Genomic DNA, 21,454 nt, shown 5'->3' with positions numbered 1-21,454 from the left:
GGCTGGCCGGAAGCAGAGCAGCTGCGCATAATGCCGCCATTTTTATGCAGAAGGAATGGCTCCATGCAGTATGACGGTCTGGCTTGGGCGACAGCGCTGCTGGCGCTGCTGGTGACACTGGTCGCCGCCCGCATTCTGTTCAATCGTCATTGGTTCCTCGGCTGGCTGCGCGGTACCTGCGGGTTGGCTTTTCTCGGCCTGGCGGTGCTCCTCGGCCTGGTGGCCAAGGACCTGACGGCCTATTCGCCGCTGCCGGACGGCAAGCCGGTGGTGACGATCAGCTTCAAGGCGGAATCCGAGCAACGTTATCGGGTGACCTTGCTGGAAAGCGGCGAAGAGCGGCAGGTCACGCTGGAGGGCGATCTCTGGCAACTGGATGTCCGCTTGCTGCGCTGGATCGGGCTCGCCGATCTGATCGGGTTGCAGCCCGGTTATCGGCTGGAGCGGCTCTCTGGGCGTTTCCTGGCCATCGAGCAGCAGGAGCTGGCGCAGCATACCCAGGTGGAGTTGGCGCAGAGCCCGTATGGCGTCGACCTCTGGCGCTGGCTGCGGCTGAATCAGCGTGACCTGTTCCTGTTCAAGCCCGAAGCGCAGCGGGTGACCTACCTGCCGGTGGCCGACGGTGCGGCCTTCACCGTGAGCCTGTCGCCCACCGGCTTGCTCGCTCAACCGATGAACCAGGCGGCCACCCAGGCACTGAAAGACTGGCAGTGAGCTGTCCGCCGAAATGAAAAAAGGGAGCCAGGCTCCCTTTTTTCGTCCGTACCCGGCGATTACGAGAGGAACCCGCCATCCACGTTCAGGGCGACGCCGGTGGTGTAGCTGGAGGCTTCGCTGGCGAGGTAGAGCACGGCGCCGGCCATTTCGCTCGGGTCGGCTACGCGCTTGAGCGGGATGCGCTGCAGCGCCATGTTGCGGATGCTGTCGTTCTTCACCAGGGCAGAGGCGAACTTGGTGTCGGTCAGGCCCGGCAGCAGGGCATTGCAGCGGATGCCGAACTGCGCGCATTCCTTGGCGAACACTTTGGTCATATTGATCACTGCGGCTTTGGTCACCGAGTAGATGCCCTGGAATTCGCCCGGCGACACGCCATTGATGGAGGCCACGTTGATGATGCTGCCGCCGCCGTGCTCGCGCATCAGCTTGCCGGCCTCGACGGACATGAAGAAATAGCCGCGAATGTTCACGTCCACGGTCTTCTGGAAAGCCCCCAGGTCGGTGTCCAGCACGTTGCAGAACTGCGGGTTGGTGGCGGCGTTGTTGACCAGAATGTCGAGGCGGCCGAACTGCTCGCGAATCTGCGCGAAGACCTGCTGGATCTGCTCCATCTCGCCGATGTGGCAGGCCACCGCGGTGGCCTTGCCACCCTCGGCAACGATGGCGTCGGCGACAGCCTGGCAGCCTTCGATCTTGCGGCTGGAGACGATCACGTGGGCGCCTTGCTGGGCCAGCAGCCTGGCGATGGCTTCGCCGATGCCGCGGCTGGCTCCGGAGACGAAAGCGATCTTGCCGTCGAGGTCGAACAGTTGGGTCTTGGACATGGGGTTCCCCTTCTTATGAAACCGTGATGAGCCGGATTACAGCGTCGATTTGTCGATGACCTGCAGCGACATACTTTCCAGCAGCTTGTTCATGTGAACGAACTGCGCGAAGCGTTTGTCCTGGGTCTGGCCGTGGAAGTAGCGGTAGTAGATCTGCTGCACGATGCCGGCCAGGCGGAACAGGCCGTAGGTGTAGTAGAAGTCGAAGCTCTTGATCTCGATACCGGCGCGCTCGGCGTAGTAGTCGACGAACTCCTGGCGAGTCAGCATGCCGGGGGCATTGCTCGGCTGGCGCCGCATCAGTTGCACGGGGGCCGGGTCGGCGGCCTCGATCCAGTAGGCCAGGGTGTTGCCCAGGTCCATCAGCGGATCGCCGATGGTGGTCATCTCCCAGTCGAGCACGCCGATGATCTGCATCGGGTTGTGCGGATCGAGGATGACGTTATCGAAGCGGTAGTCGTTATGGACGATGCCGGGTTTGTGGTGATCGGCGGGCATCTTTTCCTTCAGCCAGGCCTTGACCGGCTCCCAGGCGGGGGCATCAGGGGTCATGGCCTTCTCGTAGCGATCGCTCCAGCCGGCGATCTGGCGCTGCACATAGCCTTCCGGCTTGCCCAGGTCGCCCAGGCCGCAGGCGTTGTAATCGACATTGTGCAGCTCGACGAACTTGTCGATGAAGCTCTTGCACAGGGCGCGGGTTTGGTCGGCATCGAAGTTGAGTTCCTTCGGCAGGTCGGCGCGCAGGATGATGCCGTTGACCCGTTCCATCACGTAGAACTCAGCCCCGATCACCGATTCGTCGGTGCAGTGCACATAGGCTTTCGGGCAGTAGGGGAAGCCGGCGTTGAGTTGGTTGAGGATGCGGAACTCGCGGCCCATGTCATGGGCGGACTTGGCCTTGTGGCCGAACGGTGGGCGACGCAGGACCAGTTCGCGGCCGGAGTATTCCAGCAGGTAGGTCAGGTTGGAGGCTCCACCTGGGAACTGGCTGATGCGGGGCGTGCCTTCCAGGCCCGGGATATGGGCCTTGAGGTACCGATCAATGGCATTCGCGTCGAGCTCTTCGCCTTCGCGGATACGGGTGGTCTGATCTGCAAGCGTCATTCTTATCCCTTCTACTTATGATGGAGCCCCGAGACTATTGGCTAATCTAATGCGCCGGCCTTGAGCCTCACAAGCCGCCCGGGCTGTTATAGGCGGCCGTGTTGCCGTTCGATCACGAGGCCTGATTAGACTCGCATGGCTGACATGGTCAAAAAAAAACCGGAGTCATCGACTCCGGTTTTCTTGGTGGTGCTTACCCAGCTTAGACCGGGAACAGCTCGCCGAGCTTCATCGCCAGCATCATGTCGCCTTCGGCGCGCAGCTTGCCGGCCATGAAGGCTTGCATGCCGTCGGTTTCGCCGCTGGTGATGCCTTTCAGGGTCTCGCTGTCCATGATCAGGGTGACGTTCGGGTTCGGAGCGTCGCCCTGGTGGACGTCGCAGGTACCGTCCTTGACCACCAGGTAGTGGTTCTCGCCGTCTTCGATGTTGAATTGGAATACCAGGTCCAAGCCAGCAGCGGCACCGGCGTTGAACTTGGATTTCATGTTTTGGACGATGTCAGCAACGGTGGTCATGGTTTTCTATTCCTTTGTTTTCGGGTTTTTCTCGCGGCTTTGCGGGCCGCCGGGGGCCGGACTCAGCGGAAAGTGATGAGTTCCGGGGCCTTCAACAGCTCCAGGTGCACATGACTGTTGAAGGAAGCCAGGGTCACCTCGTGGCCGCGGAACTTCAGCAGGCTCAGCGAGGTGTTGACGATCTGCCAGTTGAGCTCGAATGCCTTGATCGCGGGCACGCCGATGATCGATTGGAGCAGGGCGGTGATGGTGCCGCCGGAGGTGAAGATGGCGATCCGGTCTTTCTTCTCCGCCTGCGCCAGAATCCGGGCCAGGCCGCCTTCCACGCGCTCACGGAAGGACTGCCAGCTTTCCAGGCCGTCCTTTTCGTGCTCGCCGGAAACCCAGCGGCTAATGATCAGGGAGAACAGGCGCTGGAATTCGGCGCGGTGATGTGCCGCGTTCTGCAGGATATGCAGGGCGTCGGGTTCCAGGCTCAGGAGGTCGGGCAAATGGGCGCGGATCACCTCGTCGGCTTCGAACTCGTTGAAGGCGGAATCGACTTCGATATCGGGGATGGAATGACCGGCTTCGCGAAGCTGGCCGATCACGCCCTGGCCGGTGTGCTGCTGGCGACGCAGGTCGCCGCTCAGGCAGCGATCGAAACGGATACCCAGTTCGGCGAGGTGGCGGCCGAGTATTTCGGCCTGGCGGATGCCGAGGGGGGACAGCACGTCATAGTCGTCGGCACCGAACGAGGCCTGGCCATGTCGAATCAGGTAGATGCTGCCCACGTTCGCTGCTGTCCCGGTCTGAGAAAGTTTCGCGAGGGTATGAGGATAGGCAGGGCCTGTCAACGAAAAAACATACGCTTGTTTGAATCCCGGTCGAACGGTGGGGTAACCGCCGTGCTTCGTTCGCTGGTCGGGTGCGGGTGGCGTCGGTATGCTTGCCCGGATACGGACCCGTCCCGTCTGGGGCGTGACAGAGCAACGAGGGGGATGCAGTGGAGTTCTTTTCCGAATATGCGGGTTTTCTGGCCAGGACGGTGACCCTGGTGGTCGCCATCCTGGTGATCCTGGCGGCGTTCGCTGCCTTGCGCAGCAGGCACCGCAGCAAAGGTGCCGGCCACCTGGACGTGAGCAAGCTGAACGATTTCTACAAAGGCTTGCGCGAGCGCCTCGAGCAGAGTGTGCTGGACAAGGACCGCCTCAAAGCGGCGCGCAAGGCCGAAGCCAAGGCGGCCAAACAGGCGAAGAAGTCCGGCGAGCACAAGCCACGGGTTTTCGTACTGGATTTCGACGGCGACCTGCGTGCCTCGGCGGTGGAAAACCTGCGCCATGAGGTCACGGCCTTGCTGACCATGGCCACTCCCCAGGATGAAGTGGTGCTACGTCTGGAAAGCGGCGGCGGAATGGTCCACGGCTACGGATTGGCTGCGTCGCAACTGGTGCGTATCCGCCAGGCCGGCGTGCCTCTCACGGTCTGCGTCGACAAGGTGGCGGCCAGCGGCGGCTACATGATGGCCTGCATCGGCGAAAAGATTCTCAGCGCCCCCTTTGCCATCCTGGGGTCCATCGGTGTGGTGGCCCAGTTGCCGAACGTGCACCGCTTGTTGAAGAAGCACGATATCGATTTCGAAGTGCTGACGGCGGGCGAATACAAGCGCACCCTGACCGTCTTCGGCGAGAACACCGAGAAGGGGCGGGAGAAGTTCCAGGAAGACCTGGAAACCACCCACGAGCTGTTCAAGAACTTCGTGGCTCGCTACCGCCCACAACTGGCCATCGATGAAATCGCTACCGGCGAGATCTGGCTGGGCCAAGCGGCACTGGGCAAGCAACTGGTCGACGAATTGAAGACCAGCGACGAATACCTAGCCGAGCGGGCGCGCGATGCCGAGTTGTTCCAGCTTCACTTCGTAGAGAAGAAGAGCCTGCAGGAGCGTGTCGGGCTGGCCGCGAGCGTCGTGCTGGACCGGGTCGTTCTGACTTGGTGGAGCCGACTCAACCAACAACGTTTCTGGCAATAGGAGGTGGCGATGAGCAAGTTCAAGGCACTGCTGGTCAGCGAAGGCGCGGATGGTACCTTCGAGCAGCGCGTGGTCGAGCGCGACACCACCGACCTGCCGGCCGGCGACGTGCTGATCCGTGTTCAGTATTCCTCGTTGAATTACAAGGACGCCCTGTCCGCCAGCGGCAGCCGCGCGGTGACCCGGCGCTACCCACATACGCCGGGCATCGATGCGGCCGGGGTGGTGGCCGAGTCCAGTGTCGGCGAGTTCGCCGCCGGCGATGAGGTCATCGTTACCGGCTATGACCTGGGCATGAACACCGCCGGTGGATTCGGCCAATACATCCGCGTCCCGGCGGGCTGGGTGATCAAACGTCCGAAAGGACTCAGCCTGCGTGAATCCATGCTGCTGGGGACCGCCGGCCTCACCGCCGCGCTCTGTGTCGACAAGCTGGAGCAGGCGGGCCTCAACGCAGCGGCCGGTCCGGTGCTGGTCACCGGGGCGACCGGGGGCGTCGGTAGCATCGCGGTGTCGTTGTTGGCCAGCCTGGGCTACGACGTGGCCGCATCGACCGGCAAGGAAGAGCAGGGTGATTTCCTCCGCGAACTGGGCGCCCGCCAGGTCGTGTCGCGCAGCGCACTGCAGGAGGGAACGGAGAAGCCCCTGCTCAAGGAGCAATGGGCCGGTGCGGTGGATACGGTGGGCGGGGAAATTTTGTTCAACGTGGTCAAATCGTTGCAGCGCGGCGCGAGTGCCGCCTGCTGTGGCCTGACCGCCGGCGCGAATTTCCAGGCCAGCGTGCTGCCGTTCATCCTGCGGGGTGTGAATCTGCTGGGCGTCGATTCGGTGGAGCTGCCACTGGTGGTCAAGGCTTCCATGTGGGATCGCTTGTCCGTGCAGTGGAAGCTGAACGACCTGGAGCGGCTCGTCCATGAGGTCGGTCTGGACGATCTGCCCCAGGCGATCGAGCGGATACTGGCCGGCAAGCTGGTGGGCCGGGTGCTGGTCAACCTCGGTTGAGTCGGAGGTGAAAACAGAAAAGCCCGGCCTGGCGCCGTAATGCTGTTCACTTAAGCGGAGCGGCCTTTCGATCCACGGGATAGCGGGTCTTTGAAATCTTCACCGTCCTTGGTCGTGATGGCCTGGGGCGGTGATCCAGAAACAGCCCGCCGATTCCCGCCCTTAACTCCGACAAACGTCTTCCGGTTGCTGAAATCGGGTTGGCCGCCGCCATTACGATCAGCTGCACGGCGATGTAGTGGGCTACGGGTTTGAAGCGGATCTCACATGGAGAGCGGCCAAAGGCGACGGCAGCCTGGCTGGCTTCCCGGCGGATAATGTTGTAGGCCAGCAACAAGCCCCAGACCTCCTGGTAAACCAGTTCCTTTACCTTGCTACGTAGGGTCATTGCATTTTGCTGCAGAGAACTCTTGATATCCCTGAAGCCCAGTTCGATCTCCCAGCGCTCCCGATACAACGTGGCGATGGCCTTGGCGCTGTAAGTGCCCACAGGCAGCGAGGTGAGTACGGTTTTGATCTTGCCCTTTACCTCGTAGCTAACCTCGCGCACGTCCCAGTGCGTTGGCAGGTTGGGGTTACGCTTTCTGGCCTGAGCCGACACCTTCATACGCAGCAGGCGGTCGCCCTTGCCGTAGCGAGCGACTTCTTCGCTGACCAGCGCCTTGCGGGCCGGAATCAGCCAGTGCCGATCTTCCTCTGACGTGGCCAGGCTCAGCAGTAAACCGGCACTCCAGAAGCCCTTATCGAATAGCGTCACCGAACGGCTGGGAATCTGCTGCAAAAACTCATTGGCCAGGCGCATTTCACTGCGTCGATAGGGACTCAGTTGGGCATCGAGAATCAGATGCGAGCGCACGTTCATCAAGGCCACCAGCCTCAGCATGGGAAAGGGCGTCTGACGGTCGGTGGCGGTATTGCCGGAGCCGAAATGCTCTCGGAGTTCGGCAGTATCCGGGGTGCTCAGGAGCGCACCATCCACGGCCAAAACCTGCAGCCCTTGCCAGGTATCACCGTCATAGCGCTCGCAGTCCCATTGGTTACCCGTCTGGCGGAACAGCCACTCAACCGGATCGGCACCCAGCCGTTTGCGCGCCTCGGTGACACCGCTCCTGGCCAGCAGGTCGAGAGAGGCCAGGCCCTGAGCGCAGATGTTCAGGCGTCGTGCGACCTCATGAACCGGCTCGTCGCGGAACAAGGCCATGCCCAGTACCAGCCAGAGTACCTGGTCGCTGGGCAAGCGCCGCCTCCGTATGGTGGCCTGGGCGGACAGGTCCAGCGCGGATGCCACCCACTCGATCGGGATGTTTTGGGTGAAGGCGCTCAGATCGGAGAAGTTGAACAGTTCGCCTAAGTCGAGCAGTTGCTGTTGCAGCAGAGACATAAAAAATCCGATGCCAGTGACCTGGCATCGAATTTTCGAGGAAGCCCCGCCTGGGCTCAAATGCTTAAGTGAACAGCATTACGCCAGAGCGGGCCTTTTCGGTCAATAAGCGGAACTTCAGTCGTCGCTGAAAACGCCCAGAAGCTGCAGCAGGCTGACGAACAGATTGTAGATCGAAACGTACAGGCTGATGGTCGCCATGATGTAGTTGCGTTCGCCGCCATGAATGATGGCGCTGGTCTGGAACAGGATGCATGCCGAGGAGAACAGCACGAAGCCTGCGCTGATTGCCAATTGCAGGCCGCTGACCTGGAAGAACAGACTGACCAGAACGGCACCGAGCAGTACGAAGAAGCCTGCGGTGATAAAACCGGCCAGGAAGCTCATGTCCTTGCGGGTAGTGAGCACATAGGCCGACAGTCCGAAGAACACCAGGGCGGTCATGGCCAGGGCAGAGCTGACCACCTCGCCACCGTTAGGCATGCTCAGGTAGAGGTTGAGGATCGGACCCAGGGTATAACCCATGAAGCCGGTCAGGGCGAAGGTGGAAACCAGGCCCCACACCGAGTCGCGCAGTTTGGCGGTCAGGAAGAACAACCCATAGAAGCCGATGAGCACCACAAGGAAGCCGGGGCGCGGGGCGTTCATCTGTTGCGCCATATACGCGACCAGACCGCTGAAGGCGAGGGTCATGGCCAGCAGGCCATAGGTATTGCGCAGGACGCGGCTGACTTCCAGCTGTCCCGTCTGAGCATGACTGAGTGCGTAATCGTGTTCGTGCATGGCAACGCTCCTGAGTTGAGTGGTCCGTGACTTGAGTCGCATCGATCATAACAGAGGTGTCATGACTGCCAACTCGGAGAGTTTGACAGTGTGTTGCGATTCGGTACTATTGCCGCCCGCGCTTATGCGGAGGTGTGGCCGAGTGGTTTAAGGCAGCGGTCTTGAAAACCGCCGAAGGGGAGACTCTTCCGTGAGTTCGAATCTCACCGCCTCCGCCATCCAATTCTCAAATCGGCGGCTCGAGTATTTTTGACGCTTGCTATTTGACGCGCGTGCGCCAAGCTAGGTCTACCTGCCCCTTTTTTGCTATGGTGGCCTGCACTCCAATAAGACCGCTACAGGGGCGGCTCTTGACGCACAACGAGGTGTCGCTTGATTAGGGTGCTGGTGGTCGACGACCACGATCTGGTTCGAACAGGCATCACGCGCATGCTGGCCGATATCGATGGCCTGCAGGTGGTTGGACAGGCCGATTCCGGTGAGGCAGCCCTGAAGAAAGCCCGCGAACTCAAGCCCGACGTCATCCTGATGGACGTCAAGATGCCCGGCATCGGCGGCCTTGAGGCAACCCGTAAACTGCAACGCAGTCACCCCGATATAAAAGTGGTGGCTGTGACCGTATGCGAAGATGACCCATTTCCGACCCGTTTGATGCAGGCGGGGGCTGCCGGCTACCTGACCAAGGGCGCGGCGCTGGAGGAGATGGTTCAGGCCATTCGCATGGCGTTCGCCGGCCAGCGTTATATTAGTCCGCAAATAGCCCAGCAACTCGTGCTCAAATCCTTCGAACCGCGAAATAACGGTTCGCCGTTCGATCTGTTGTCCGAACGGGAAATCCAGATCGCTTTGATGATCGCCAACTGCCAGAAAGTGCAGATCATTTCCGACAAGCTCAATCTTTCGCCGAAAACGGTGAACACTTACCGCTACCGTATTTTCGAGAAACTCTCGATCGACAGCGACGTCGAGCTGGCCTTGCTCGCCGTGCGTCACGGTGTGATCGACGCCAGCAACTGAGATGTCCCTGCCGTTCGATGCCAGCGCCTTCTTGGCCACTTGTAGCGGCCGCCCCGGTGTCTACCGCATGCTAGATGCGGACGGCAAGTTGCTCTATGTCGGTAAGGCCAAGAACCTCAAGAAGCGTCTGTCGAGTTATTTTCGCAAGAATGGATTGGCCCCGAAGACCGCTGCGCTGGTAGGTCGGATCGCCCAGGTCGAAACCACTATCACGGCCAACGAGACAGAGGCGCTGCTGCTCGAGCAGACCCTCATCAAGGAATGGCGACCGCCGTACAACATTCTGTTGCGGGACGATAAGTCCTATCCCTATGTCTATCTTTCCGATAGCGATTTCCCCCGGTTGAGCATTCACCGTGGGGCGAAAAAGGCGAAAGGGCGCTACTTCGGTCCTTATCCCAGCGCCGGGGCTATCCGCGAAAGCCTGGCTCTGTTGCAGAAAGGCTTCCTGGTGCGCCAGTGCGAAGACAGCTACTTCAAGAACCGCACCCGGCCTTGCCTCCAGTACCAGATCAAACGTTGCAAGGGACCCTGCGTCGGGTTGGTGACGCCGGAGGAATATGCCGAGGATGTCCGGCACTCGATCATGTTCCTCGAGGGACGCAGCAACGCACTGGCCGAAGAGCTTTCCGCCGAGATGGAGCAGGCTGCGATGCGCCTCGATTTCGAACGGGCCGCTCAACTGCGCGACCAGGTGGCGCTGCTGCGCCGTGTCCAGGATCAGCAAAGCATGGAAGGCGGGAGCGGTGATGTGGACGTGGTCGCTGCCATCGTCACGCCGGGCGGTGCCTGCGTACACCTAATCAGCGTTCGGGGCGGACGCGTGCTGGGTAGCAAAAACTTCTTCCCCCAGGTCGGCATCGAGGAAGAGACGAACGAGGTGCTGCTAGCTTTCCTGGCCCAGTATTACCTGGGAAGCCAGGAACGCGACCTGCCGTCGGAGCTGATCGTCAACACCGTGCATGAAGATTTCGCCACCCTGGCTGCGGCGATCAGCGAGCTTCGGGGCCGGGCTCCGGCGATCAGTCACCGTGTTCGCGGTACGCGTTCGCGCTGGCAACAACTCGCCGTCACCAACGCCGAGCAGGCATTGGGAGCCCGCCTGGCCAACCGTCAGCATCTGGCCGCGCGTTTCGATGCACTGGCCGAAGCCCTGGACCTGGACGAACCGCCCGCGCGCCTCGAATGCTTCGACATCAGCCACTCCAGCGGTGAGGCGACGGTCGCCTCCTGTGTGGTGTTCGGGCCGGAGGGTCCGCTGAAGTCCGATTACCGACGCTACAACATCGAAGGCGTGACGGCGGGGGACGATTACGCGGCCATGCACCAGGCCCTGACCCGTCGTTTCAGCAAGTTGAAGGAGGGGGAGGGCAAGCTGCCCGATATCCTTCTGGTGGACGGCGGCAAGGGGCAGTTGGCGATGGCTCAGGACGTGCTGCAGGAGCTGGCCGTTCCCGACCTGATCCTGCTCGGGGTCGCCAAGGGCGTCACGCGAAAGCCTGGTTTCGAAACGCTGTACCTGAACGATGCGGCCCATGAGTTCACCTTGCCGGCCGACTCGCCCGCCTTGCATCTTATTCAGCAGGTTCGTGACGAGGCGCACCGTTTCGCGATCACCGGACACCGGGCGCGACGCGGCAAGGCGCGGCGTACGTCGACCTTGGAAGATGTGGCTGGGGTGGGGCCCAAGCGCCGGCGCGAGTTGCTCAAACATTTTGGCGGGCTGCAGGAACTGGCAAGGGCCAGTGTCGACGAGATCGCCAAGGCTCCGGGTATCAGCAAAAAACTGGCGGAGTCGATTTATGCCGCCTTGCACAGCGAGTAGAATCGCACCGGCATGGTTTCCGTGGCACGCGACGGGCTGACCTGAGTGAGCCACCAAGGTCTGAGGAACAAGGAGAGGCGTTTGCCCATCCCAGTAGAGAGACGAATGACGAAATCCTGCTACACGACAACGCTTTCCCTTCGAGCAGTGCGGCCCGCCGTGCTGGCAAACCTTCCCCGGATCTCTGCTCAGTCGCATCGATGAATATCCCCAATCTGCTCACCGTACTGCGCGTCCTACTGATTCCAGTCTTCATTCTGTTCTTTTACCTGCCGTTTTCCTGGAGCTACTGGGCGGCGAGCGCCGTGTTCGCCCTTGCCAGTGTGACGGACTGGCTAGACGGCTACTTGGCGCGGCGGTTGGAGCAGAGCACACCGTTCGGCGCCTTCCTCGATCCGGTAGCGGATAAGCTGATGGTGGCAGTCGCATTGGTTCTGCTGGTAGAGGAGCACGCCAATCTTTGGCTGACGTTGCCGGCCGCGATCATCATCGGCCGTGAGATTGTGGTTTCTGCGCTGCGGGAATGGATGGCGGAGCTGGGAGCCCGTGCGCAGGTGGCGGTTTCCAATCTGGGTAAATGGAAAACCGCGGCGCAAATGGCTGCCTTGATCATCCTGTTGGGCAATCCGCCGGTTCTGACGTTCTGGGTGGGGCTTGGCTACGTGCTTCTGCTGGTTGCAGCGGGGCTCACGCTGTGGTCCATGCTGAATTACCTGATGGCCGCCTGGCCACATCTCAGCACCACGCCGGAAAAGAAATAACTATTTTTGAATCAAAGGCTTGACGGCGCGATTCGAATCTATAGAATGGCGCCCGTCACCACGACGCGGGAATAGCTCAGTTGGTAGAGCACGACCTTGCCAAGGTCGGGGTCGCGAGTTCGAGTCTCGTTTCCCGCTCCAAAATCGTTCGACGTTGACGCCGCAGTATGCGGCGTCTTCGTTTGAGGCCGGGTGGCAGAGTGGTCATGCAGCGGATTGCAAATCCGTGTACGCCGGTTCGATTCCGACCTCGGCCTCCACTATAGGAAAGCCCCGTAGATCATTGATCTACGGGGCTTTTTCTTTGCGAATCGGCAATCGGAAAAGTCGCCGTATGCTTGCTTCGGAGAGGGTGGCTGTATATATTCCTGCCCTCGTTTCGGCGCCACCTACGCCGTCTCCATGCTTCACAGCGCTACCGCCCGGATGGCGAAATCGGTAGACGCAAGGGACTTAAAATCCCTCGGGGGCAACCCCGTGCCGGTTCGACCCCGGCTCCGGGCACCATCGTCTTGCTACCATTGCGGAACCTGGCGCCTCCGCCGTCCTTTCTCGGTACTTCCTTCTCCTTCCTTATCGAACGAACGGGCCCTAGCGACGTTCGGCGATGCCCTCTGTGCAATTTGTCACTTTGTCGGCGTTTTCAGGGAACTGACGCTCTCGCTTGTGGACCTATCATGGCATGCGGAGTCATTCTGCCGGCGATCCTGTTCGTTGGGATAGGTCTGGATTCCAATGACAAAACGGACCATTCGGACGGAGCGGGCGACTTGAATCGGAATCAGTGGTTAGTGTGGTAGGCGTATGAAACGGAACGCTCAGGGAGCGCCTGAGACATGCTGACGGAGGACGTACAACCGTTCGTCAAAGAGGGCGACACGGCTCTGTCGGAGCATGACCGCGTCTGGACCTTGGTACCGGACATTCTGGCCATTGCCTCGCACGAGGGATGTTTTCGTCGCGTGAATCCGGCATTCAGCGACATCCTCGGGTGGACCGAGAAAGAGGCGACCAGGAATTCCCTGCAGACCCTCGCCCATCCTGAACAAGAGGAAACCCTGGTTGGCCAGCTCGAGAACCTGGGCAGGGGGCTTCCCATGCAGGGCTTCGAGCTACGCCTGCGGCACAAGGCAGGTGGTTATCGCTGGATCTCCTGGTCGGCGACGCACAAGGGCGACTGTCTTTATCTCGTCGGGCGCGATGTCACCTGGGAAAAGGAGGCTGCTGCCGCGAAGCATTCTGTCCAGGGCGCGCTGTATCAGGCACAGAAGATGGAAGCCCTCGGTCAGTTGGCCGGGAGGGTTTCCCATGACATCAATAACCTGCTCACCAGCATCGTATTCGGCCTGGACCTGCTGAATCGCCGGCTGGCGTCCGGGCGTGTCCAGGAACTCGACCAGCTCATCGAGGTGGCATTGACGTCCGCACAGCGGGCCACGGACAGGACGCAACAGTTGCTCGCGTTCGCCCGCAAACAGCCGTTGGATATCCGGCCTGTCGATGTCAATCAACTGATCAGCCAGCTTCTGCCCGAATTGGAGCAAAGCCTGGGTACGCAGAACCGTCTGAGCGTGGACACGATGGACGGCCTCTGGCTGGCATCGAGCGATCGCCTGCATCTGGAAAACACGCTCATCCAACTGATGACCAATGCGCGTGAGGCGATGCCGGAGGGGGGCTGCGTCACCTTGAGCACAGGTAACGTGCACCTGGACGCGGCGGCGACAGAGGGCTGCATCGGTCTCGAATCGGGCGATTACGTCCAAGTCACCCTGAAAGACAATGGCATCGGTATGCCCCAGGCCGTTCTGGAGCGGGTGTTCGATCCGTTCTTCACCACCAAGCCGGCCAGTGGCGATGTGGGGTTGGGGCTGTCGATGATCTATGGCTTCGTACGCCAGGTGAGAGGGCATGTCCGGATCGACAGCGAGCTTGGGCGCGGCACGTTGGTCAGACTCTACTTTCCGAGATGCAACGGTAACGAAGGAGCCCAGTGATGCAGGAAAATTCCGTTGCCCTCGGGTTCCCTCCGAATGGCAGGCATGGCGGGGCGCCGCAGGTGTTCGTCGCCGACGATCGTTTCCTGGATCTCCTGCCGGTTGCCATCTATGTCTGCGATGCCGAGGGATTCATCGTCCGCTATAACCGCAAGGCTTGCGAACTCTGGGGCCGGACGCCACGCCTGGGCGACAAGGACGAGCGTTTCTGTGGGGCCCACCGCTTGTTCTGGCCGGACGGACGCCCGCTGCCCCATGCGGAAACCCCCATGGCGGCGACCTTGCGCAACGGCATTCCCGCCTGCGATCTCGAAGTCCAGATCGAGCAGCCCGACGGGAAAAGGGTCTGGGTGCTGGTCAATATCAACCCGCTGTTCACCGAAAATGGCCGGTTGAACGGTGCGGTCAATTGCTTCCAGGACATCAGCGCACGGAAGCGGGCCGAGCAGGCGTTGCGTGACAGCCAGGGCTTCCTTCGCTCGGTGGTCGAGGCGAATCCGGAATGTGTGAAGATCGTCTCGTCCGAGGGCGCGCTGTTGCAGATCAACTCGGCGGGGCTGGCCTTGCTCGAGGCGGATGACCTCAACGAAGTCATCGGGCGGCCGATGTGCACCTGGATCGCTGCCGAACACCGCGAACATTGGCAGCAGCACCATGACCAGGTCTGCCAGGGTTTGCAGCGGACCTGGGAGTACGACCAGGTCGGCCTGAAAGGAACGCGTCGGCACATGGAGACCCATGCCGTACCGCTGCGCATGCCGGACGGCAGCCAGGCCCAGCTTGCCGTGACGCGGGACATCACACGGCGCAGGCAGGACGAAAAGGCTTTGCGCCAGAGCGAGCAGCACATGCGCAATCTGCTCGACGGCCTGTCGGCGGCGATCTATACCACCGACGCCTGCGGACGGATCAATTACTTCAACGAGGCGGCGGCCCGGCTTTGGGGATACCGGCCGCCGTTGGGAGAGGCCGAGTGGTGCGGCTCCTGGCTGCTGCGTTGGCCGGACGGTTCGCCGATGGCACATGACGAATGCCCGATGGCGACCACGCTCAAGCAGGGACGGGCCGTCCAGGGCGAAGCGATCGCCGAGCGCCCCGACGGTACCCAGGTCCCGTTCGCGGCGTATCCCATGCCACTGCGCAACAGCGACGGCGAGTTGATCGGTGCGGTGAACATGCTGGTCGACATCAGCCAGCACAAGCGGGCCGAGGCGCGCCAGTCGTTGCTGATCCATGAACTCAACCATCGGGTGAAGAACACCTTGGCGACGGTCCAATCCATCGCCACGCAGAGCCTTCGTAATGCGAAATCGGTCAGGGAGTTCAGCGCCAGTTTCTCCTCTCGTCTGATCGCCCTGAGCAAGGCCCATGACCTGCTTACCCACAGCCATTGGGAAGGCGCGAGCCTGCGCTCGGTCATGATGCAGGAATTCGCCCCGTACTGGACGATCGGAACGCCGCGCATCCGCCTGGAGGGCGAGGACATCGGCCTGGGGCCGCGTGCCGCGCTGACCCTGGCGATGGCCTTCCATGAGCTGACCACCAATGCGGCGAAATATGGCGCGCTTTCTTCCCCGGAAGGGAAGCTGGAGGTTTCCTGGCGCATGGAAGACGGCAGCCAGGGGGAAATGCTCGCACTCGAATGGTGTGAACAGGATGGTCCCGAGGTCATACCGCCAAGCCGGCAGGGCTTCGGCACCCGTTTGGTGGAGCGCAGCATCGTGCATGAGCTGAACGGCGATGTTCACTTCACCTATTGCCGCGAGGGGCTTCGTTGCCGCCTCCGCTTCCCCCTCGAGGAAGCCAATGCAGTGGAGGTTCCGGAACTGATATGACGGGGACGGAGATTGATGGCTGTCGGGTGTTGCTCATCGAAGACGAAACCCTTGTGGCCTTTCTTCTTGAAGATATTCTGCTGGAACTCGGCTGTACGCTGGTCGGTCTGGCGGCGTCCGTGGACGAGGGGCTGAGACTGGCCGATAGCGTCGAGGCGGACATTGCGATCCTGGATATCAACGTCGCCGGTGTTCAGGTCTATCCGGTCGCGGAACGGCTGGCCGAGCGCCGGATTCCCTTCGTCTTCTCCACCGGCTACGGTGCCAGCGGCTTGCCCGAGCGCTGGCAGGACCGCCCGGTCCTGAGCAAGCCCTACATGCTGTCCGACCTGGAATCGGCCCTGCGGACCGCGTTGAACCTTTCCTGATCCTGGCCGGTATCGTCACCAGGTTGTCTTGTCTTCGTCACATCGCTGCCATTGTCGTTGGTTGCAATTGCGGAAACTCATCGAGAGAGGGTGCCGCAATGCGACTGAGCGTGATCGGTGCGGGCTATGTGGGGCTGGTGACGGCGGCCTGTTTCGCCGAGATGGGCAATCGTGTGGTGTGTGTCGAGCGCGATCCCTTCCGTCTTTCCCGGCTCACCCGGGGCGAGGTGCCCATCTACGAGCCGGGGTTGGACGGCATTCTGAAAAGCCAGCTCGCCAGCGGCCGCCTGAGCTTCACGCAGCGGCTCGACGAAGGCGTGCACCAGGCCGAGGTGGTTTTCATCGCTGTCGGTACGCCGAGCGGGGAGGACGGCTCTGCGGATCTCTCTCACGTGCTCGCGGTGGCCGACGAACTCGGCGACTGCCTGACCGCTCCCTGCGTGGTGGTGGACAAGTCCACGGTTCCCGTGGGGACCGCCGAGCAGGTCTCGCAGCGTATCCAGGCGCGCTTGTCGGCGCGGCGCCAGCGGTTCCGGGTACCGGTGGCGAGCAACCCGGAGTTCCTCAAGGAGGGCTCGGCCGTCGAAGACTTCATGCGCCCGGACCGAGTCATTCTCGGCTGCGACGAGACGGGCACCGCCGAGTTGCTGAAACGGCTTTACGCCCCTTTCCTGCGCAACCACGAGCGGGTGCTGTGCATGAGCGTACGGGCGGCGGAATTCAGCAAGTACGCAGCCAACGCCTTTCTCGCCACCAAGATTTCCTTCATGAACGAAATGGCCGGCATCTGTGCCCGGCTTGGCGTGGACATCGAGGATGTGCGCCGGGGCATCGGCAGCGACCGGCGGATCGGTACCCATTTCATCTACGCCGGCTGCGGTTATGGCGGGTCGTGCTTTCCCAAGGACGTACGGGCGCTGATTCGCACGGCCGAACAGGAAGGCTTCGAGCCGGAAATCCTGCGCGCCGTGGAAGCGCGCAATGCGCTGCAGAAGACCTTGCTGTTCCAGGCCTTGCACGCGCATTTTGGCGGGCGTTTGCAGGGCCGGGTGGTGGCCTTGTGGGGGCTGTCGTTCAAGCCGGGGACGGACGACCTGCGCGAAGCGCCCAGCCTTGTCCTGCTGGAGGCCCTGCTCAAGGCCGGGGCGAGGGTCCAGGCCTACGATCCGGTGGCCAACGCCGGGGTCGCCGCGCGCTATCCCCTCGCAACGGAGAATGGACAGTTGCGCTTCGGCGAGTCACCCTATGCAGCGACCGAAGGCGCCGATGCGCTGGTCCTGCTGACGGAGTGGAAACAGTTCCGCCAGCCCGACTTTCTTCAGGTCCGTGCAGCGATGCGAACCCCGGCGTTGTTCGACGGTCGTAACCTGTACGATCCGGCCCAGATGGCGGAACTGGGATTCATCTACCAGGGTATAGGACGCCCACGGGCCGGACAGCGCAAGGCAAGCGCCGCCTGAGATACGGGCGGCGTTGTTTTATCACCGGATACTCCGCCGTCCTAAGGACTCTCATGATCAAGAAATGCCTGTTTCCCGCTGCCGGTTATGGCACTCGCTTCCTACCTGCCACCAAGGCCATGCCCAAGGAAATGCTCCCAGTGGTGAACAAGCCACTGATCCAGTACGGGGTCGAAGAAGCCTTGCAGGCAGGTTTGTCGCAGATCGCCATGGTCACCGGGCGCGGCAAGCGCTCGCTGGAAGACCACTTCGACATCAGCTATGAGCTGGAACACCAGATTCGCAACACCGACAAGGAAAAGTACCTGGTCGGGATTCGTCGCCTGATCGACGAGTGCACCTTCTCCTATACCCGCCAGATCGAAATGAAGGGCCTCGGCCATGCCATCCTCAGCGGCCGTCCGCTGATCGGCGATGAGCCGTTCGCCGTGGTCCTGGCCGACGACCTCTGCTTCAACCTGCACGGCGACGGCGTTCTCAGCCAGATGGTCAAGCTGTACAACCAGTTCCGCTGCTCCATCGTCGCCATCGAGGAAGTGCCGCCGGAAGAGACCAACAAGTACGGCGTGATTGCCGGCGAAATGATCCGCGACGACATCTACCGGGTGAACACCATGGTGGAGAAGCCCAAGCCGGAAGACGCCCCGTCCAACCTGGCGATCATCGGCCGCTACATCCTGACCCCGGATATCTTCGAGCTGATCGAGCAGACCGAGCCGGGCAAGGGCGGTGAAATCCAGATCACCGACGCCCTGATGAAGCAGGCCCAGGATGGCTGCGTGCTGGCCTACAAGTTCAAGGGCCAGCGTTTCGACTGCGGTAGCGCGGAAGGCTACATCGAAGCCACCAACTTCTGTTTCGAGCACTTCTACAAGCCGGGCAAGGCGTTTTAAGCCTGACCGGTTGGCGACCAGGGGGAGCGAAGGATTCGCTCCCTTTGTCGTTCTAGGGAAGCCTAGGGGATCGGCATGGCTTCCGAGCCAGGTCCGAGCGGCTGCCCGTAGCTGAACTCGACGTAATTGCCCGCCGGGTCGCGCAGGCCGCAGTAATACCCCACCGGATAGGGCTCGTCGCGTGGCGGCCAGATCAGGCAACCGGCAGCATCCGCCTTCTGCGCGATGGCATCCACCGCTTCGCGGCTGTCCAGCGCGAAACCGAAATGACTGTAGTCGTCTGCGGCCAGATGGCGGTCTTGTCCTCCCGGCATAATCACGAAGATGAAGCTGTGCTCCTTGCCCGGTTCGGCCATCCACACGATGCGCGAACCCTTGCCGGCGCGCTCGTGGAACACCCGCATGCCGCAGAACTCTTCATAGAAACGGATACAGGCGTCCAGGTCCGGCACATGCAAGGCTAGATGGGTGAGGGTGGGACGCATGGCTCTTTCTCCTCCGGCAAGACAACCTGAAGCTTAGGTCGAAGTGCGGTGCCAGGGTTCTCTTGCGCTATGCTGGCGGCCTGAAAAGGAGAACAGCGATGGCTTTTGACTTCGACCTATTCGTGATCGGCGCCGGCTCCGGCGGTGTGCGGGCGGCGCGTTTCTCGGCCGGCTTCGGCGCCCGCGTGGCGGTGGCCGAGAGTCGCTACCTGGGCGGCACCTGCGTCAACGTCGGCTGCGTGCCGAAGAAACTGCTGGTCTACGGCGCCCACTACGCGGAAGACTTCGAACAGGCGCGCGGCTACGGTTGGAGCACGGGGGAGCCGGTGTTCGACTGGCCGAGCCTGATCGCCAACAAGAACCGTGAAATCCAACGCCTCAACGGCATCTACCGTAACCTGCTGTTGGATAACGGCGTCACCCTGCTGGAAGGCCACGCCCATCTGTGCGATGCCCACACCGTCGAAGTCGACGGGCAACGCTACAGCGCTGCCAACATCCTGATCGCCACCGGTGGCTGGCCGCAGATTCCCGACATTCCCGGACGCGAGCACGCCATCGACTCCAACGATGCCTTCTACCTACCCGAATTGCCGAAGCGTGTGCTGGTGGTGGGCGGGGGATATATCGCGGTGGAGTTCGCTTCCATCTTCAACGGATTGGGCGCCAGCACTTCGCTGCTGTACCGCCGCGACCTGTTCCTGCGCGGCTTCGACAAGGCCGTGCGTGTCCACCTGCGCGACGAGTTGCTGAAGAAAGGCATGGACCTGCAATTCAATGCCGACATCGCCCGCATCGACAAACGGCCCGACGGCAGCCTGGCCGCGACCCTCAAGGACGGCCGGGTGCTGGAAACCGACTGCGTGTTCTACGCCACCGGCCGCCGCCCGATGCTGGACAACCTCGGCCTGGAAAATCTCGACATCCGCCTCGACGAGCGCGGCTTCATCCAGGTGGACGAGGCGTACCGCACCAGCGAGCCTTCGGTGTTCGCCATCGGCGACGTGATCGGCCGGGTGCAACTGACCCCCGTCGCGCTGGCCGAAGGCATGGCGGTCGCGCGGCACTTGTTCAAGCCCGAGGAATACCGCCCGGTGGATTACCAGACGATTCCCACCGCGGTCTTCAGCCTACCGAACATCGCCACCGTCGGGATGACCGAGGAGCAGGCACGGGAGGCGGGGCATAAGGTGACGGTCTACGAGAGCCGCTTCCGACCGATGAAGCTGACCCTCACCGACAGCCTCGAACGCACTCTGATGAAGCTGGTGGTGGATGCCGAGAGCGACCGCGTGCTGGGCTGCCACATGGTCGGCCCGGAAGCCGGCGAGATCATCCAGGGGCTGGCCGTGGCGCTGAAGGCCGGCGCCACCAAGCGGGTATTCGACGACACCATCGGCATCCACCCCACGGCGGCCGAAGAGTTCGTCACCATGCGCATCCCGACGGCGATCTGAGGACATGGAGAACCTGTTCTATTTCTCCGACCTGTTCGGTGTCGCCGTCTTCGCCATCACGGGGGCGCTGATGGCCGGGCGCAAGTCCATGGACCTGTTCGGCGTGCTGGTGATCGCCATCGTCACCGCCCTGGGCGGCGGCACTTTGCGCGACCTGATCCTCGACAATCACCCGGTCAGTTGGATCCGCGACGACACCTACATTCTGGTCGCCTCCCTGGCGGCGGTCGGGACAGTGGTGTGGGTGCGCCTGACCCGACCGATCCACGAGACCGGCCTGCTGGTGGCCGACGCCTTTGGCCTGGCCGTGTTCACCGTCATCGGTACCGAAGTGGCCCTGCAGCATCAGGTGCCGCTCAGCACGGCGGTGATCATGGGCGTCATGACTGGCGTGGCCGGTGGCGTAATGCGCGATGTGATCTGCAACGAGATTCCGCTGATCTTCCACAAGGAAATCTACGCCACGGCCTGCATCCTTGGCTCCCTGGTGTTCATCACCCTGCGTGAACTGGGGACGCCGCACTGGCTGGACACCGGCATCGCCATGCTGGTGGTGCTGTTCACCCGCCTGGCGGCGATCCGCTGGCACCTGTCGTTACCCCGTTTCCACCTTCTGGACCGATACACATGATCGAACGTCTCGACCATCTGGTTCTCACTGTCGCCGACATTCCACGTACCGTTGCGTTCTACGAGCGGGTGCTGGGGATGCGCCACGAAACCTTCGGCCAGGGACGCAGTGCCCTGGTCTTCGGCCAGCAAAAATTCAATCTGCATCAGGTCGGTCGCGAGTTCGAGCCGAAGGCCGCCCGCCCCACGGCCGGAGCGATCGATCTCTGCCTGATCACGTGTTGGCCGCTGGACAGGGTGCTGGCGCACCTGAAGGAGCAGAAGATCGACGTGGAGGAGGGGCCGGTCGCACGGACCGGCGCATTGGGCCCCATCGAGTCGGTGTATTTCCGCGACCCCGATGGCAACCTGATCGAGGTCAGCCGTTACCCGGAGGCGAACGGCTGA

21 protein-coding genes and 4 tRNA genes are annotated in these 21,454 nt (G+C 61.9%); 18 read left to right on the top strand and 7 right to left on the bottom strand.

The window, feature by feature from the left end:
• Positions 1-63: 63 nt before the first annotated feature.
• On the top strand, positions 64-714 hold the full coding sequence (locus tag PIN01S_RS02980) for a hypothetical protein (protein WP_084333650.1): 651 nt from the start codon (positions 64-66) through the stop codon (positions 712-714).
• A 59-nt stretch (positions 715-773) separates the two neighbouring features.
• On the opposite strand, the gene PIN01S_RS02975 is transcribed toward PIN01S_RS02980, so the two are convergent.
• From PIN01S_RS02975 to PIN01S_RS02960, 4 genes are all read right to left on the bottom strand, one after another.
• Positions 774-1,541 (bottom strand): SDR family oxidoreductase, encoded by a 768-nt coding sequence (locus PIN01S_RS02975; RefSeq protein ID WP_084333649.1) that lies wholly within the window; start codon positions 1,539-1,541, stop codon positions 774-776.
• Positions 1,542-1,577: 36 nt separating this feature from the next.
• A complete protein-coding gene (locus PIN01S_RS02970) occupies positions 1,578-2,645 on the bottom strand; it encodes a phosphotransferase family protein (protein ID WP_084333648.1) in 1,068 nt (355 codons plus the stop codon).
• Positions 2,646-2,847: 202 nt separating this feature from the next.
• Positions 2,848-3,162 (bottom strand): SCP2 sterol-binding domain-containing protein, encoded by a 315-nt coding sequence (locus tag PIN01S_RS02965; protein ID WP_084333647.1) that lies wholly within the window; start codon positions 3,160-3,162, stop codon positions 2,848-2,850.
• Between the two features lie 62 nt (positions 3,163-3,224).
• Positions 3,225-3,935, bottom strand: coding sequence for a histidine phosphatase family protein (locus tag PIN01S_RS02960; RefSeq protein WP_084333646.1), 711 nt, complete (start codon positions 3,933-3,935; stop codon positions 3,225-3,227).
• Between the two features lie 212 nt (positions 3,936-4,147).
• Here PIN01S_RS02960 and sohB point away from each other — a divergent pair, with 212 nt between their 5' ends.
• Together sohB and PIN01S_RS02950 are read left to right on the top strand one after the other, a co-directional pair.
• Positions 4,148-5,173, top strand: a complete 1,026-nt coding sequence (gene sohB / locus PIN01S_RS02955) for a protease SohB (RefSeq protein ID WP_084333645.1) — start codon at positions 4,148-4,150, stop codon at positions 5,171-5,173.
• Positions 5,174-5,182: 9 nt separating this feature from the next.
• On the top strand, positions 5,183-6,175 hold the full coding sequence (locus PIN01S_RS02950) for a YhdH/YhfP family quinone oxidoreductase (RefSeq protein WP_084333644.1): 993 nt from the start codon (positions 5,183-5,185) through the stop codon (positions 6,173-6,175).
• Positions 6,176-6,221: 46 nt separating this feature from the next.
• Here PIN01S_RS02950 and PIN01S_RS02945 read toward each other — a convergent pair whose 3' ends face one another.
• Together PIN01S_RS02945 and PIN01S_RS02940 are read right to left on the bottom strand one after the other, a co-directional pair.
• Positions 6,222-7,556 (bottom strand): IS4 family transposase, encoded by a 1,335-nt coding sequence (locus PIN01S_RS02945; RefSeq protein WP_169715778.1) that lies wholly within the window; start codon positions 7,554-7,556, stop codon positions 6,222-6,224.
• Between the two features lie 117 nt (positions 7,557-7,673).
• Entirely contained in the window at positions 7,674-8,339 is a 666-nt protein-coding gene (locus PIN01S_RS02940) for a Bax inhibitor-1/YccA family protein (RefSeq protein WP_084333643.1), read from the bottom strand.
• A 128-nt stretch (positions 8,340-8,467) separates the two neighbouring features.
• Here PIN01S_RS02940 and PIN01S_RS02935 point away from each other — a divergent pair.
• The 12 genes from PIN01S_RS02935 to galU all read left to right on the top strand — a co-directional run bounded on the left by PIN01S_RS02935 (position 8,468) and on the right by galU (position 18,495).
• A tRNA-Ser gene (locus tag PIN01S_RS02935) sits at positions 8,468-8,557 on the top strand.
• A gap of 154 nt (positions 8,558-8,711) precedes the next feature.
• Positions 8,712-9,356 carry a response regulator transcription factor GacA gene (gacA, locus tag PIN01S_RS02930; RefSeq protein WP_084333642.1) on the top strand — a complete coding sequence of 215 codons (645 nt, stop codon included), beginning with the start codon at positions 8,712-8,714 and terminating at the stop codon, positions 9,354-9,356.
• A 1-nt stretch (position 9,357) separates the two neighbouring features.
• Positions 9,358-11,181 (top strand): excinuclease ABC subunit UvrC, encoded by a 1,824-nt coding sequence (gene uvrC / locus PIN01S_RS02925; RefSeq protein WP_084333641.1) that lies wholly within the window; start codon positions 9,358-9,360, stop codon positions 11,179-11,181.
• 200 nt (positions 11,182-11,381) lie between these two features.
• Complete coding sequence (gene pgsA, locus PIN01S_RS02920; RefSeq protein WP_084333640.1) at positions 11,382-11,942, top strand: CDP-diacylglycerol--glycerol-3-phosphate 3-phosphatidyltransferase; 561 nt, start codon at positions 11,382-11,384, stop codon at positions 11,940-11,942.
• 65 nt (positions 11,943-12,007) lie between these two features.
• Positions 12,008-12,083: transfer RNA gene (locus PIN01S_RS02915), tRNA-Gly, on the top strand.
• A 45-nt stretch (positions 12,084-12,128) separates the two neighbouring features.
• Positions 12,129-12,202: transfer RNA gene (locus PIN01S_RS02910), tRNA-Cys, on the top strand.
• A 160-nt stretch (positions 12,203-12,362) separates the two neighbouring features.
• Positions 12,363-12,449: transfer RNA gene (locus PIN01S_RS02905), tRNA-Leu, on the top strand.
• Between the two features lie 329 nt (positions 12,450-12,778).
• The gene (locus PIN01S_RS02900) at positions 12,779-13,939 is read left to right on the top strand and encodes an ATP-binding protein (protein ID WP_084333639.1); all 1,161 of its coding nucleotides are present in this window, start codon (positions 12,779-12,781) and stop codon (positions 13,937-13,939) included.
• Entirely contained in the window at positions 13,939-15,774 is a 1,836-nt protein-coding gene (locus tag PIN01S_RS02895) for a sensor histidine kinase (protein ID WP_084333638.1), read from the top strand. The genes PIN01S_RS02900 and PIN01S_RS02895 overlap by 1 nt, the downstream gene beginning before the upstream one ends.
• Positions 15,771-16,142 (top strand): response regulator, encoded by a 372-nt coding sequence (locus PIN01S_RS02890; RefSeq protein ID WP_084333637.1) that lies wholly within the window; start codon positions 15,771-15,773, stop codon positions 16,140-16,142. The genes PIN01S_RS02895 and PIN01S_RS02890 overlap by 4 nt, the downstream gene beginning before the upstream one ends.
• 98 nt (positions 16,143-16,240) lie before the next feature.
• On the top strand, positions 16,241-17,602 hold the full coding sequence (locus tag PIN01S_RS02885) for a UDP-glucose dehydrogenase family protein (RefSeq protein WP_084333636.1): 1,362 nt from the start codon (positions 16,241-16,243) through the stop codon (positions 17,600-17,602).
• A 53-nt stretch (positions 17,603-17,655) separates the two neighbouring features.
• Positions 17,656-18,495 (top strand): UTP--glucose-1-phosphate uridylyltransferase GalU, encoded by an 840-nt coding sequence (galU, locus tag PIN01S_RS02880; protein WP_084333635.1) that lies wholly within the window; start codon positions 17,656-17,658, stop codon positions 18,493-18,495.
• A gap of 62 nt (positions 18,496-18,557) precedes the next feature.
• On the opposite strand, the gene PIN01S_RS02875 is transcribed toward galU, so the two are convergent.
• On the bottom strand, positions 18,558-18,980 hold the full coding sequence (locus PIN01S_RS02875; protein WP_084333634.1) for a VOC family protein: 423 nt from the start codon (positions 18,978-18,980) through the stop codon (positions 18,558-18,560).
• 98 nt (positions 18,981-19,078) lie between these two features.
• Between PIN01S_RS02875 and gorA the strand changes: the two genes are divergently transcribed.
• Genes gorA through PIN01S_RS02860 form a run of 3 tightly spaced genes read left to right on the top strand, consistent with a single transcriptional unit; the run spans position 19,079 to position 21,454 of the window.
• On the top strand, positions 19,079-20,437 hold the full coding sequence (gorA, locus tag PIN01S_RS02870) for a glutathione-disulfide reductase (RefSeq protein WP_084333633.1): 1,359 nt from the start codon (positions 19,079-19,081) through the stop codon (positions 20,435-20,437).
• 4 nt (positions 20,438-20,441) lie between these two features.
• Positions 20,442-21,068 carry a trimeric intracellular cation channel family protein gene (locus tag PIN01S_RS02865; protein WP_084333632.1) on the top strand — a complete coding sequence of 209 codons (627 nt, stop codon included), beginning with the start codon at positions 20,442-20,444 and terminating at the stop codon, positions 21,066-21,068.
• The gene (locus tag PIN01S_RS02860) at positions 21,065-21,454 is read left to right on the top strand and encodes a VOC family protein (RefSeq protein WP_084333631.1); all 390 of its coding nucleotides are present in this window, start codon (positions 21,065-21,067) and stop codon (positions 21,452-21,454) included. The genes PIN01S_RS02865 and PIN01S_RS02860 overlap by 4 nt, the downstream gene beginning before the upstream one ends.

The organism is Pseudomonas indica NBRC 103045, from assembly GCF_002091635.1.
Lineage (GTDB): Bacteria > Pseudomonadota > Gammaproteobacteria > Pseudomonadales > Pseudomonadaceae > Pseudomonas_M > Pseudomonas_M indica.
The sequence above is the reverse complement of the archived record's forward strand: the minus strand, read 5'-3'. Positions and strand labels throughout refer to the sequence as shown.